Raw genomic sequence first — 12,609 nt, forward strand, 5'->3', positions numbered from 1 at the left:
CTTCCCTCCTTTGCAACCATGGGAAAACAAGGATTTAGCCGATGGCGAAGCCTCCGAAAACCGGCGCCGACAAGGCCGAAACGGCGCTCCTGAAGCGGATCGCCGGGGCGCTCGAGCGCCTGTCTCCGGCGGCGCTTCCCGCCAGGGCGCCGGCCGACGGCGACGCCTTCGTGTGGGAGCCGGCGCATGGCGGGCTGATCGCGGTGCCGAAGATATCGGCCGTGCCGCTGTCGCTGCTCAAGGGCATCGAGGCGTCGCGCGACACGCTCTTGGAGAACACGCGCCGCTTCGCCCGCGGCCTGCCGGCGAACAACGCGCTGCTCTGGGGCGCGCGCGGCATGGGCAAGAGCTCGCTGGTGAAGGCCGCGCATGCCGAGGTCAATCGCGGCGTCAAGGGCAAGGCGCGCCTGGTGCTGGTCGAGATCCATCGCGAGGAGATCGCCAGCCTGCCGCAATTGCTGCGCATCCTGCGCGGCGACGCGCGGCGCTTCCTGCTCTATTGCGACGACCTATCGTTCGATCACGACGACACCAGCTACAAATCGCTGAAGGCGGCGCTGGAAGGCGGCCTCGAGGGCCGGCCGGAGAACGTGCTGTTCTACGCGACGTCGAACCGGCGCCATCTGATGCCGCGCGAGATGATGGACAACGAGCGCTCCACCGCGATCAATCCGTCCGAGGCGGTCGAGGAGAAGGTCTCGCTGTCGGACCGCTTCGGCCTGTGGCTCGGCTTCCACAATTGCGGCCAGGACGAATATCTCGCGATGATCGACGCCTACACCGCGCATTTCGGGCTGAGCGTGGAGAAGAACGAGCTTTACGCCAAGGCGCTCGCCTGGGCGGCGGGGCGCGGCGGCCGCTCGGGCCGCGTCGCCTGGCAGTTCATCCAGGACCTGAGCGGCGCGCTCGGGAAGACGCTTTAGCTCGCCGTCCGCGCGCTCGCCAGCAGCGTGTGCGGGTTCACCGGCGCGACGCCCTTGCGGATCTCGAAGTGGAGCTGCGGGCTCGTCACGTCGCCGGTCTGGCCGGCATAGCCGATGATCTGGCCCTTCTGCACATAGTCGCCGCGATTGACCACGATGCGGTCGGCATGGGCGTAGGCCGTGACATAGCCGTCGTCGTGCTTGATGAGAACCAGGTTGCCATAGCCGCGCAATTCGTTGCCGGCATAGCTGATCTGGCCGGCGGCGGCGGCATGGATCGGCGTGCCGGACGGCACCGCGATATTGATCCCGTCATTGCGCTCGCCGCTGACCGTCGTGCCGTATTCGGCGACGACCGGGCCGCTGAGCGGCCAGGAGAAGGCGAGCCCGCCCTGTATGGGCGTGTAGTTCGCCGGTTGGATCGGCGCCGGCGGCGTCGTGCTGGCGTACCAGGCCGGCGTCGTCGTCGGCTTGGCGCGCGGCACCGGGCAATCGAGCGAGGCGGTCTGGACCGGGCGCGGGCGCGGCGCGCGATGCGGCGCGCGCGGCGCATTCTCGGCGATGTTCGGACGCGGCGTCGGATGCGGCACGTGTTCGCCCTGCGGATACCAGTCGAGCGCCGTTTTCGGCGTGTCGGCGACGCAGCCGGACAGCGCGATGGAGGACAGCAGGGCGAAAGCGGCGGCCGCGGCCAGGCGCTGCAACGAAGATTTCCGATTCATCTCACGTCTCGCTTCTTAGGGCAGTCCCGAGAGCATCGGGACGAAGACAACGGGGATCAGGACTTCTTCCGTCACACCTGTCTCGTTTCGGATCATCTTCGTTAATCGTTGAGAAAAGCTTTCCAAGCAATCCGGGTTTTCCGATTGCGGGGCATTACCTACGGGCGCCACGAGGATGCCGCCGATTTTTAACTGTTCGATAAGGATTGGCGGCACGGCCTGGACCGCGCAGGACAACAAGATACGGTCGAACGGCGCCTGCTGGGCCCAGCCCTGGTAGCCGTCGCCCAGCCTGGTGGCGATGTTGTGCAGCTTCAGCGCCTTGAACCGCGCCTGCGCCTGTTCGAGCAGAAGCTTGTGCCGCTCGACCGTGTAGACGCGGCGGCACAGCGGGCTGAGCACCGCGGCCTGGTAGCCGGAGCCGGTGCCGATCTCCAGCACGCGCATGTCGGGCTTCACGTCGAGCTGCTGGGTCATATAGGCGACGACATAGGGCTGGCTGATCGTCTGGCCGCAGGCGATGGGCAGCGCGGTGTTGTTGTAGGCCGCGTATTCGAGCGGCTTGTCGACGAACAGATCGCGCGGCGTGCGCTCGATCGCGTCGAGCACACGCAGGTCCGAGATGCCCTGGCGGCGAAGCTCCATGATGAGCTGGATCTGGCGCGGATCGGTCATGGCATCGCCTCGGCTGCTATGCCAGCGGGAGCTTGCCCAGCTTCTGTTTCATTTTCTCCAGCACCGCGAACTCGGTGAGGTTCAGATGCAGCGGCGTCACCGCGATGCGCCGGTTGTAGATCGCGTGCAGATCGGTGCCCTCCGGCGGGTTGGAGCGCACCCGCTTGAAGCCGATCCAGAAATAGGGATTGCCCCGCGCGTCGATGCGCCGGTCCAGCGCCGCGGTCTGCAAATCGCGCTTGCCCTGGGCGCAGATGTCGATGCCCTGCACGTCGGCGGGCGCCGTGTCGGGGAAGTTGATATTCATCAGCACATCGTCCGGCCAGCCGAGCTCGACCAGCTTGCGGATGAGGGGCGGGCCCTGGACCTCGCCGCAATCCCAGCGCACCTCGGTGCCTTCGACCAGGCCGTAGGACTGGCTCATCGCGATCGAGGGAATGCCGAGCGCGCAGCCCTCCATCGCCCCCGCGATGGTGCCCGAATAGGTGACGTCGTCGGCCATGTTGGAGCCGCGATTGACGCCGGAAAGGATGAGGTCGGGCGCCTTGTCCTTCATCACATGGGCACAGGCCATCAGGACGCAATCGGTCGGCGTGCCGGTGACGGCGAAGCGCCGCTTCTCGATCTCGCGCAGGCGCAGCGGCATGGTGAGCGTCAGCGAATGCGAGGCGCCGGACTGCTCGGTCTCGGGCGCGACCACCCAGACGTCTTCGGAAAGGGCGCGGGCGATGTTCTCGGCCGCGACGAGGCCCGGCGCATGGATGCCGTCGTCATTGGTGACCAGGATACGCATGGATGACAACTTTCCTTAGGCCCGGACATACACCCAGGCGCTGTCGGCGCCCGAGCGCAGCTCGGCTTTGACACGCTTGTAGCCGGCATCCTCATAGGCGTCGGCGCGGGCGAGATCTTCCGGCGTCAGCGCCAGGACGAGGCCCTCGATCCGGTCGGCCGGATCGCCGGTCGCATCCAGGATGGTGTGGTCGGAATGGCCGCTGATCGCGATGGCGCCCGCGTCGCGGATCGTGAACGGCGCCAGCCGGTAGCCGAGGATCGCGTCCGGCGTGCCCGGCACGGGGCGGCCGAAGACGGCGCGCTGCACGGTCTCCTCGCGCAGCGTGCCGTAGGAAAACAGCTTCTCCACCGCGCTCATCGCTTCTCGATCTTTTCGAGGCCGCCCATATAGGGCTTCAGCGCGTCGGGGATGGCGATGGCGCCGTCGGCGTCCTGGTAGTTCTCCAGGATCGCGATCAGCGTTCTTCCGATGGCCAACCCTGAACCGTTCAGCGTGTGCACCGGGCCTTTGCCCTTGCCGTCGGCGCCGCGATAGCGGGTGTTCATCCGCCGCGCCTGGAAGTCGCCGCAGTTCGAGCAGGAGGAAATCTCGCGATAGCGGTTCTGCCCCGGCAGCCAGACCTCGATGTCGTAGGTCTTGCGCGCCCCGAAGCCCATGTCGCCGGCGCACAGCGTCACGACGCGATGGCGCAGATCGAGGCTTTTCAGGATCGCCTGCGCCGCATCGGTCATGCGCTCGTGTTCGGCGTTGGACTGTTCCGGCGCGGTGATGGAGACGAGCTCGACCTTGTCGAACTGGTGCATGCGGATCATCCCGCGCGTGTCCTTGCCGGCGGCGCCGGCCTCGGAGCGGAAGCAGGGCGTATAGGCCGTGAAACGGATCGGCAGCTCGGCCTCGGCGAGGATTTCGCCGTTGACGTAGTTGGTCAGCGGGACTTCGGCGGTGGGGATGAGCCAGAGGCGTTCAAAGTTTTTTTGGAGCTCTTCCATTGAAGCACTTCGAAAAGCTTCGTCGAATGCAACTTCGTCATTGCGTAACAGAAGAAGATTTCGAACTTCGGGTCTCGCCAACGCTCTTTTGTTTGCCTCGAAAATTTTCGCAATCTGGCTCATCGACTTGGTAGTCGAAAAGAGCTCTTCCTCAAATTTTGGAAGCTGGCCCGTACCAAACGCTGCTTCGTCTCGCACCAACATTGGCGGTACGATTTCTTCGTAGCCGAACTTCGTCGTGTGGCTGTCGAGCATGAAGCTCGCCAGGGCGCGGTTGAGGCGGGCCAGCGCGCCCTTCAGATAGACGAACCGGGCGCCGGAGACCTTCGCGGCGCGCTCGAAATCCATCAGGCCGAGCGTCTCGCCGATCTCGAAATGCTCCTTAGGCTGGTTGATGCCGGAGGCCGGGATGCGCGCCGCCTTGAAGTCGCGCTCCGGGACCGGGACGTTGGCGTGCTCGTCCTCGCCGTCCGGCACGTCCGCGGCGGGGAGGTTCGGGATGACGGCGAGGAGATTCTTGAGGTTCTCTTCAAGCTCGCGCTGTTTCGCCTCGCCGGCCTGGATCGCGTCCTTGATGGCGGCGACCTCGGCCATCAGCGCGGCAGCGCCCGCCTCGTCCTTTTTGGACTTGGCCTGGCCGATCAGCTTCGACGCCTCGTTGCGGCGGGCCTGTTTCTGCTGCAGGTCGGTCAGGAGCGTGCGCAGATCCTCGTCGGCGGCGAGGATCTTCCGCGTTTCGGAGACCGCGCTCTCGGCATAAGCCGGCCGCCGCGCCAGGCCTGAGACGAAGGCGTCGGTATTGTCCCGGATGAATTTGATGTCGTGCATGGACCGCTCCTGGGGAGCGCGTAATGGCATGGGGCGGCGAGAGGGTCAAAGCGGCACGCCCTACCCCTCCTCGTCGCCTTCCTGGCGGTCCCAGTCGGTGGCTTTGGTGCCGTCGAATTCGGGGAGGAGCGCGATCAGGGCAAGGAATAACGCAATCACCACCGCCGCCTTCAGCGCTTCCCCGGTGCCGTCGGGCCGGGAATTGCGTTTCGCCAGAAGCACCTGCGGCGAAGGCGTCCAGCCGACCGGCATCGCGCCGGGCGTGCCGCAGCGGATCGTGTCGCCGATCCGGTCCTGGCAGGTCGGCGCCGCCCGGGCCATGGGCGCGAACGCCAGCAAGGCGGCAAAGACAAGGATCGGCAAGCGCATGGCGCGGGTCACCGGTGGCTACCGTACTATAACGAACGCCGCGGCGATTTGGACCCTAGGTGCCGGCGGCCGCCGCCGCGTCTTTCTTGTTCCGGTCGCGCTCGATCAGCCAGACGATCAGCACCGAAACCTCGTACAGCGCCACCAGCGGCACCAACAGGCTCACCATCGAGAACACGTCGGGCGGCGTGAGGATCGCGGCCACCGCCGTCATGCCGACGATGGCGTAGCGGCGCATCGCGCGGAGCTGCTTCGATGTGATCATCCCGACGCGGCCGAGCAGCGCCAGCAGCACCGGAAGCTGGAAGCACAGGCCGAAGGCGATGATCAGCGTCATCACGAAATCGAGATATTCGCTCACCCGCGCCTGGAGCTGGATGCCCAGCGTCTGCGCCGAGCCCTGGGTGTCGAAGCTGACGAAGAAGCGGATGGCATTCGGCAGCATGATGTAGAAAACGAAGCAAAAGCCCAGCGCGAACATGAACGGCGTCGCCAGCAGGAACGGCAGGAAGGCGTTGCGCTCGTGCTTGTAGAGGCCGGGGGCGACGAACAGCCAGAGCTGCGCCGCGATGATCGGAAAGGCGAGGCAGAGCCCGCCGAAGGCGCCGAGCTTGGCATAGGTGAAGAAGGTCTCGGCGAGGCCGGTGGCGATCAGATGGTGGCCTTGCCCCAGGGGCAGCGCCGCCGACAGCGGCTGGGTCAGGAAACCGTAGATCGGCTTGGCGAGGAAGAAGCAGAGGCAGAAGCAGACGAAGAAGGCGAGGATCGAATAGATCAGCCGCCGCCGCAGCTCGACCAAATGATCCATCAACGGCGCCTTGGTCGCCTCGATGGCCGCTTCGTCGTCGTCGGTCGGCTTGTTCATGGCGCGGGCGGGTGCAGACCGTCGGCGGCGATCGGGGCGGCGGGCTCGGCGACGACAACCTCCTCGGCATGCGGGTCGGGCATGGAAGGGATTTCCGATTCGCCGCTTCGCGGCGCGGGCGCGCTTTCGATCTCGACCGGCTCGGCCTCGATCGAAGGCTTGGGCGCCGGGTCACGCATGTCGTCGGGCAGGATCGAGCGGTTCAGGTCGCGCTCGACATCGGCCAGCGGCCGCTCATGGCGCAGATTCTCGATCTCCTTGCGCAGCTCGTCGAGCTCGGATTGCCGGGCCATGTCGTCGAAGCTCTTGCGGAACTCGTCGGCCATCTTGCGGGCCTTGCCCATCCATTGGCCGACGATGCGCATCAGGCGCGGCAAATCCTTCGGCCCCACCACGACGAGCGCCACGATCAGCAGGATGAGGATATGGCTCCAGCTCAGGTCGAGCATGGCTTAGTGGCCGACGGTCGTCTGGTCCTTGTTCGGCGTTGCGGCGGGCGGCGGGGTGGGCGTGCCGGGGATCGTCTTGGCGTCCTCCGGATCGTTCAGGCCCTGGCGGAAGCTCTTGATGCCCTTGGCGACGTCGCCCATCAGGTCGGAGATCTTGCCGCGCCCGCCGAACAGCAGCAGGGCCACCGCCGCGAACAGCAAGAGATGCCAAATGCTGAGGCCACCCATGAAACTCTCCTTCTCCCCCGTTGAACGGGTCGGGCCACCGGGCCCGGTCACTGCGCCCCTTTAAGACCTTTCGGGGGCCCGGGTGCAAGCTACAGCAGAGTATACCCTCGTGGTCATTGAGACTATTCCGGCCGGTCAGTTTCACGCGGAGGCGCGGAGCCGCGGAGTTCTGCACCTCCGCGTTCTCCGCGGCTCCGCGTGAGACCCGCTGGCGCGCGCGGCGCGCCGCCATTTACCCGATCAAAATCTCGCCCTTGCGGCCCAGCGCCGCCGCCAGCGCGCCGAGGCGCTTTTGCACCGGCTCGCCGGCGATCGCCTCGTGGCGGCGCGGCAGGTCGAGCACGATCTTGGCCGGCGTCATCCGAAGGCGATAAAGCGGCAGCACCCCCGCCGACGAGGCCGACAACGCGAAACCGAGGCGGCAGGCCAGGCCGATGACCAAAGCGCGCGCCTCGTCGTCGCGGTCGAGCAACTCGGCATTGGCGATGTCGCGCGGGAAATCCTCGTCGCCGGAATAGCGGTGGAACACGCCGGACGCGATCATCGCGCGGGTGCGGTGGCTGGCGCCGGCGAAGGGCGCGGTCAGCACCTGGTTGAAGCCGCCCAGGGCGCGGTCGTCGGGATGGCGCCGCCAGGCGATGTCGGAGAACAGGCACACGGCGTGGCGCACGCGGCGCAATTCGGCGGTCTCGTCGACGAACAGCGGCGCCATCCAGGCGAACATCTCGGCGGCATGGCCGGCCTCGCGCGCCAGCCTGCCGTTGGCGCCGTCGGCGAATTCGAGCAAGGGATCGAGCGCGCGCTCCTCCGGCGACAACCGGGCATAGAGCAGGCCCTCGCGCAGGCCATAGGCCGACACGACCACCGATTTCAGATCGCAGGCGAGCAGCAGCCGCTCCAGCACGATGGCGCCATAGGGCAGCGATTCGGCGCGGCGCTTGGAGACGACCTTCATCCGCTCGACCGATTTGCGCGACAGATTGGCGAGCACTTCGCACAGGCGCAGCGCCCGGCGGCGCGGGATCTCGTATTCCTGCAGGACATGGAGCGGATAGGCGTTCTCCTCCATGTCGACGCGGGCGAAGCTGCGCCAGATGCCGCCGACGGCGTAGAGCGCGCGGTCCTTCAGCCCGATCAGATGCAGCCTCTCCAGCCCCTCGTCGACCAGCTTGCGCGCCTTGTCGGCGTCGCCGCGCGCCGCGTCCATCAGGCGCAGCGGCCCGACCGGCAGCGTGAAGGCGTCGCCGGTGCGGCCCTGGCGCACGCTCACCATGTCGAGGCTGCCGCCGCCCAGATCGGCGACCAGCCCGTCGGCCTGCGGAATGCCGGCGACGACGCCTTCGGCGGCGAGGCGGGCTTCCTCCTCGCCCGAGAGCACGCGCACCGGCGCGCCCCAGGCCGCTTCGGCGCGGCGCACGAAATCGGCGCCGTTGGAGGCATCGCGCGCCGCGGCGGTGGCGACCGCCTCACGCACCGTGACGTTCAATCCGTCGGCCAGCATCTTGAAGCGGGCCAGCGCCTCCAGCGCCATGGCGCAGCCTTCGGCATGCAGGCGGCCGGTGGTGACCATATCGCGGCCGATGGCGCAGATCGATTTTTCGTTGTGCAGCGTCGATGCCGCGCGGGTCTCCGATTCGTAGACGACGAGGCGCACCGAGTTCGAACCGATATCGACCACGGCGACGGGCCCGCGCGGACGCGGGCGCGCACGCGCGCCGAGCGGGGCGCGAACCTCCGCGGACGGGGCCTGGGTGCCGGTCATCAATCCCGCCGCGCGACGATGGCGACCGGACGAGCCTGCATCTTCAGCGCCCGGCCGCGGCCGGAGAGGGACGGATTCGTCATGAAGTAAGTATGCGCCGAAAATGCGTCCGGCGACGAGGCCTCCGCGTCGCGGACATAGGTTCCATCCGCCGCCATGTGCCAGGTCTGGGCCTGGTCCTTCATCAGGGCGACCATGATCTGGTCCAGAACCTGTTGATGGACCGTGGGGTTTTCGATCGGCACCAGCGCCTCGACCCGGCGGTCCAGGTTGCGCGGCATCCAGTCGGCCGAGGAGATGTAGACCTTGGCCTGGGCCGAGGGCAGGCCGTGGCCGGCGCCGAAGCAGACGATGCGGCCATGCTCCAGGAAGCGGCCGACGATGCTTTTCACCCGGATATTGTCCGACAGGCCCGGCACGCCCGGGCGCAGGCAGCAGATGCCGCGGATCACCAGATCGACCTTCACGCCGGCCTGGCTGGCGCTGTAGAGCGCGTCGATCATGTGCGGATCGACCAGGGCGTTGAGCTTCAGCCAGATCGCGGCGGGGCGGCCGGCCTTGGCGTGCAGCATCTCCTGCTGGATCGCGTCGATCAGCTTTCCGCGCAGGTTGACCGGCGAGACCGCGATCTTCTCCAGCGAGGACGGCTCGGCATAGCCGGTGATGTAGTTGAAGAGCTGCGCCGCGTCGCGCCCCAGCGCCGGATCGGCGCTGAACAGCGACAGGTCGGTGTAGATGCGTGCCGTGTTGGGATGATAGTTGCCGGTGCCGAAATGCACATAGGTGTGGAGCGCCCCGCTCTCGCGCCGCACCACCAGGCTCACCTTGGCGTGGGTCTTGAGCTCGATGAAGCCGTAGACCACCTGCACGCCGGCGCGTTCCAGATCGCGGGCCCATTTGATGTTGGCCGCCTCGTCGAAGCGGGCTTTCAGCTCGACCAGCGCGGTGACCGACTTGCCGGCTTCGGCGGCCTCGACCAGCGCCGCGACGATGGGTGAGTCGGAGGAGGTGCGGTAGAGCGTCTGCTTGATCGCCACCACGTTGGGATCGGCGGCGGCCTGGCGCACGAACTGCACCACCGCGTCGAAGCTTTCGAACGGATGGTGGACGATGATGTCCTTCTCGCGGATGGCGGCGAAGCAGTCGCCGCCATGATCGCGGATGCGCTCGGGGAAACGCGCGACATAGGGCTTGAACTGTAAATCGCGGCGCTCGTCCAGGATCAGCTTCTGCAGGTCGGAAAGCCCCAGCATGCGGTCGATGATCACGAGGTCGGGCGTGTCGAGATCGAGCTGGTCGATGAGGAATTCGCGCAGATCGTCCGGCATCGACTTGCCGCATTTCATGTGGATGACGCTGCCGCGGCGGCGCTGCTTCAGCAGCGTCTCGAACAGCAGCATCAGGTCTTCGGCTTCTTCCTCGACTTCCACGTCGCTGTCGCGCAGCACGCGGAACACGCCGGCGCCGAGCACCTCATGGCCGGGAAACAGCTTCTGCAGATAGAGCGTCACGACTTTTTCGAGCGGCAGGAAGCGCACGGCCTTGCCGAAATCGGGCAGGCGGATGAAGCGCTGAAGCTGCGGCGGGATCGGCACCAGCGCGGTGACCGTCTTGCCGTCGCGCGTGCGCGTCAGCCGCGCCGCCAGCGTGAAGCCGAGATTGGGGATGAAGGGAAAGGGATGCGCCGGATCGATGGCGAGCGGCGTCAGCACGGGGAATATCTGCTCGCGGAAATGGGCGTCCAGCCAGCCGCGGTCGGCGTCGGTGATCTCGTCGGCCTCGATGACGGCGATGCCGGCCTCGCGCAGCTCGGTGCACATCGGCATCCACACCGCCTGCTGGTCCTCGATGAGCTGCTTGGCCATCGCGTCGACTTGGGCGAGCTGCTGCGCCGGCGTCAGCCCGTCGGCCGAGTGGGTGGCGACGCCTTCCTTCACCATGCCCTTGAGGCCAGCGACGCGGACCATGAAGAACTCGTCGAGGTTGGAGGCCGAGATCGACAGGAACCGCATGCGCTCGAGCAGCGGATGGCGCCGGTTGCGCGCCTCTTCCAGCACGCGGCGGTTGAACGCCAGCCAGGACAGCTCGCGGTTGACGAAGCGCTCGGGCGACACGGGATCGATCGCGGGCGGCAGATGCTCCAGCGCCGGGGCGGGAGGTTCGCTGAGAATCGGGTTCGACATCAAACGCTTATCCTGTGGCTCGGCAGTTTAGCGCAGGCGCAAGACTCTGTCATGACAGACCGTCCTCGGCGAGCACCTCGCCCACCAGGGCCACGGAAACCGGGCGTTTTTCCGCGAGCGCGCGGGCGTCCGCCCGGGCGACGAAGTCGCGCACGGCGGCGGGGGAGCGTTCAACGGAGCGCAGGATCCTCATGATCACAGGATCGGGCACAGCGAGTTGCCGGTCCGTGAACAGTTTGCGGGTTAGTTGGGTCAGCAGCGCCTCGTCCGGCGCCCAGAGCGGGAAGGCAAGCAGCGCCGCGAAGCGGGATTTGAGGTCCGGCAGCGCCGCCGGCCAGGCGGCGGGCGGCTCGCGACCGGTCAAAAGCAGCGGACCGGGATGGTGGAACAGCGCGAACAGTGCAGCCTCGTTGACGCCGGAATCGACGTCCTCGACCGCGACGGCGCGGCCCTGTTCGAGCGTGGCGACGAATCCCTCGCTCAGCGTGGCGGCCGGCACGACGAGGGCGCCCGCCGCCTTGGCCCAGGCGCCGACCAGATGGGACTTGCCCGAACCGGACGGCCCGTAGAGCGCGCCGGCGGGTGCCGTCCAGCGCGGGAAAGAATCGATGAAGGCGACCGCCTCCGCATTCGCCGGCGCGACGATGAAATCGGCGCGGCCGAGGGCGGGTTTCGCCGGAAGCGGAAGGGGAAGCTGGGACGGCAAATTTTGAACCCACTCAATTGTCATGGCCCGCGAATGCGGGTGACTGTGTTGTCAGTCAAGCATTTTGGCGGGATGCCAGGGGGTATCGGCTTTGACGATGCTGTTTGCCAGAGCGATGAGCTTTCGCGCGACGGCGACGATGGCGACTTTTCTGGGCTTTCCGGCGTCGACGAGCCGCCGATAGAAGGCCTTGAAGGTGGGATTGCAGCGGATGGCGGAGACCGCCGCCATATAGGCTGCGGTTCGCACGCAAGAGCGGCCGCCGCCGATATGATCGCTCCGCAGGGATGTTCCGCTGCGCTGGGGATGGGGGGCAAGACCGGCCAGGCTGGCGGCCTGATGGCGGTTGAGGCTTCCCAGCTCGGGCAGGTCGGTGATGAGGACGGATGCCACGACGGGTCCGATCCCCGGAATCGTGCGCAGCAGCTCGTTCCTGTGACGGATGGCGTCGTCCTGCGCGATCGCCTGGGCGAGCGCGGCCTCGATGCGGCAGCGTTCGGCGTTGAGGCCGGCGATGACGGTTCGCAGGCTTTGAAGGACGAAGCGGTCGCGCGTCATCTTCAGCCGGGTCTTCTCCTGGACCAGGAGCTCGACCAGTTGGCGGCGCCGGGCCGACAGGCTGCGGATCGCTTCGGCCTTTTGGCTGGGAATGGGACGGATGTCATCCTCCGGCATGGCCAGAGCAAAGCGCGCGATGAGTTCGGCGTCGAGGGCATCGGTCTTGGCCCGCCGGCCCAGGAAGTTGCGATAGCCGCGCACCCGGCCGGGCTGGACGCGGGCGACCTGAAGGCCGGCGTCGCTCAACGCCCGGGCGGCCGGATACTCGAGCCCGCCGGTGGCCTCCAGCACGACCCGCTGCACGCCGCGACGCTGCAATTGCCGGCGCAGCGCCGCGATCCCGCGCCCGGCATTGTCGAAGGCCAACGAGATGCGCTGCGGCAATACAAAAACATCCAGCCGGGCTTTCGACACGTCGATCCCGGCAACACAAAGTGCTGTCATGAGATGGTCCTCGCCTGTATGCGGGCTCGCCGCCACGGCGACGGCCCTTCTGACTGTCCGGACAAACTCCTACGATGCCGCCGTGCGCAAACCCGCGTCTCGAACCGATCCG

At 67.1% G+C, this 12,609-nt stretch carries 14 protein-coding genes; 1 reads left to right on the plus strand and 13 read right to left on the minus strand.

Going from position 1 to position 12,609, the window contains the following annotated elements; all coding sequences use genetic code 11:
* The first annotated feature begins 41 nt into the window (after positions 1-41).
* A complete protein-coding gene (locus WDM86_15935) occupies positions 42-923 on the plus strand; it encodes an ATP-binding protein (GenBank protein ID MEI9991520.1) in 882 nt (293 codons plus the stop codon).
* Here the strand turns inward: WDM86_15935 and WDM86_15940 are convergent.
* The 13 genes from WDM86_15940 to WDM86_16000 form a co-directional block, all read right to left on the minus strand.
* Positions 920-1,645 (minus strand): peptidoglycan DD-metalloendopeptidase family protein, encoded by a 726-nt coding sequence (locus WDM86_15940; protein ID MEI9991521.1) that lies wholly within the window; start codon positions 1,643-1,645, stop codon positions 920-922. The two genes, WDM86_15935 and WDM86_15940, sit on opposite strands and share 4 nt — an antisense overlap.
* A gap of 15 nt (positions 1,646-1,660) precedes the next feature.
* Positions 1,661-2,320, minus strand: coding sequence for a protein-L-isoaspartate(D-aspartate) O-methyltransferase (locus tag WDM86_15945; protein ID MEI9991522.1), 660 nt, complete (start codon positions 2,318-2,320; stop codon positions 1,661-1,663).
* Positions 2,321-2,336: 16 nt separating this feature from the next.
* Positions 2,337-3,113 (minus strand): 5'/3'-nucleotidase SurE, encoded by a 777-nt coding sequence (gene surE, locus WDM86_15950; protein ID MEI9991523.1) that lies wholly within the window; start codon positions 3,111-3,113, stop codon positions 2,337-2,339.
* A 15-nt stretch (positions 3,114-3,128) separates the two neighbouring features.
* Positions 3,129-3,473 (minus strand): gamma-glutamylcyclotransferase family protein, encoded by a 345-nt coding sequence (locus tag WDM86_15955; protein ID MEI9991524.1) that lies wholly within the window; start codon positions 3,471-3,473, stop codon positions 3,129-3,131.
* Positions 3,470-4,933, minus strand: a complete 1,464-nt coding sequence (gene serS / locus WDM86_15960; protein MEI9991525.1) for a serine--tRNA ligase — start codon at positions 4,931-4,933, stop codon at positions 3,470-3,472. Before serS ends, WDM86_15955 begins: the two co-directional genes overlap by 4 nt.
* Positions 4,934-4,993: 60 nt before the next feature.
* Positions 4,994-5,302: a hypothetical protein gene (locus tag WDM86_15965; protein MEI9991526.1), complete on the minus strand. Its 309-nt coding sequence runs from the start codon at positions 5,300-5,302 to the stop codon at positions 4,994-4,996.
* A 55-nt stretch (positions 5,303-5,357) separates the two neighbouring features.
* Complete coding sequence (tatC, locus tag WDM86_15970) at positions 5,358-6,167, minus strand: twin-arginine translocase subunit TatC (GenBank protein MEI9991527.1); 810 nt, start codon at positions 6,165-6,167, stop codon at positions 5,358-5,360.
* Positions 6,164-6,616 carry a Sec-independent protein translocase protein TatB gene (gene tatB, locus WDM86_15975; protein MEI9991528.1) on the minus strand — a complete coding sequence of 151 codons (453 nt, stop codon included), beginning with the start codon at positions 6,614-6,616 and terminating at the stop codon, positions 6,164-6,166. The genes tatC and tatB overlap by 4 nt, the downstream gene beginning before the upstream one ends.
* 3 nt (positions 6,617-6,619) lie before the next feature.
* Positions 6,620-6,844: a twin-arginine translocase TatA/TatE family subunit gene (locus WDM86_15980; GenBank protein MEI9991529.1), complete on the minus strand. Its 225-nt coding sequence runs from the start codon at positions 6,842-6,844 to the stop codon at positions 6,620-6,622.
* Positions 6,845-7,076: 232 nt separating this feature from the next.
* On the minus strand, positions 7,077-8,606 hold the full coding sequence (locus WDM86_15985; GenBank protein MEI9991530.1) for a Ppx/GppA family phosphatase: 1,530 nt from the start codon (positions 8,604-8,606) through the stop codon (positions 7,077-7,079).
* A complete protein-coding gene (locus WDM86_15990; GenBank protein ID MEI9991531.1) occupies positions 8,606-10,789 on the minus strand; it encodes an RNA degradosome polyphosphate kinase in 2,184 nt (727 codons plus the stop codon). Before WDM86_15990 ends, WDM86_15985 begins: the two co-directional genes overlap by 1 nt.
* Before the next feature lie 49 nt (positions 10,790-10,838).
* On the minus strand, positions 10,839-11,495 hold the full coding sequence (locus WDM86_15995) for a hypothetical protein (GenBank protein ID MEI9991532.1): 657 nt from the start codon (positions 11,493-11,495) through the stop codon (positions 10,839-10,841).
* A gap of 51 nt (positions 11,496-11,546) precedes the next feature.
* A complete protein-coding gene (locus WDM86_16000; protein ID MEI9991533.1) occupies positions 11,547-12,497 on the minus strand; it encodes an IS110 family transposase in 951 nt (316 codons plus the stop codon).
* Positions 12,498-12,609 lie beyond the last annotated feature (112 nt).

Origin of the sequence: Rhizomicrobium sp., from assembly GCA_037200045.1 — a bacterium.
In the GTDB taxonomy this organism is placed as follows: domain Bacteria; phylum Pseudomonadota; class Alphaproteobacteria; order Micropepsales; family Micropepsaceae; genus Rhizomicrobium.

What these genes read in the sequence shown, in the direction of transcription:
- tatC (MEI9991527.1), bottom strand. Translation starts at nt 6,167, where the DNA reads ATGAACAAGCCGACCGACGACGACGAAGCGGCCATCGAGGCGACCAAG.
- WDM86_15935 (MEI9991520.1), top strand. Translation starts at nt 42, where the DNA reads ATGGCGAAGCCTCCGAAAACCGGCGCCGACAAGGCCGAAACGGCGCTC.
- WDM86_15955 (MEI9991524.1), bottom strand. Translation starts at nt 3,473, where the DNA reads ATGAGCGCGGTGGAGAAGCTGTTTTCCTACGGCACGCTGCGCGAGGAG.
- WDM86_15965 (MEI9991526.1), bottom strand. Translation starts at nt 5,302, where the DNA reads ATGCGCTTGCCGATCCTTGTCTTTGCCGCCTTGCTGGCGTTCGCGCCC.
- surE (MEI9991523.1), bottom strand. Translation starts at nt 3,113, where the DNA reads ATGCGTATCCTGGTCACCAATGACGACGGCATCCATGCGCCGGGCCTC.
- serS (MEI9991525.1), bottom strand. Translation starts at nt 4,933, where the DNA reads ATGCACGACATCAAATTCATCCGGGACAATACCGACGCCTTCGTCTCA.
- WDM86_15980 (MEI9991529.1), bottom strand. Translation starts at nt 6,844, where the DNA reads ATGGGTGGCCTCAGCATTTGGCATCTCTTGCTGTTCGCGGCGGTGGCC.
- WDM86_15990 (MEI9991531.1), bottom strand. Translation starts at nt 10,789, where the DNA reads ATGTCGAACCCGATTCTCAGCGAACCTCCCGCCCCGGCGCTGGAGCAT.
- WDM86_15945 (MEI9991522.1), bottom strand. Translation starts at nt 2,320, where the DNA reads ATGACCGATCCGCGCCAGATCCAGCTCATCATGGAGCTTCGCCGCCAG.
- WDM86_15940 (MEI9991521.1), bottom strand. Translation starts at nt 1,645, where the DNA reads ATGAATCGGAAATCTTCGTTGCAGCGCCTGGCCGCGGCCGCCGCTTTC.
- WDM86_16000 (MEI9991533.1), bottom strand. Translation starts at nt 12,497, where the DNA reads ATGACAGCACTTTGTGTTGCCGGGATCGACGTGTCGAAAGCCCGGCTG.
- WDM86_15985 (MEI9991530.1), bottom strand. Translation starts at nt 8,606, where the DNA reads ATGACCGGCACCCAGGCCCCGTCCGCGGAGGTTCGCGCCCCGCTCGGC.
- tatB (MEI9991528.1), bottom strand. Translation starts at nt 6,616, where the DNA reads ATGCTCGACCTGAGCTGGAGCCATATCCTCATCCTGCTGATCGTGGCG.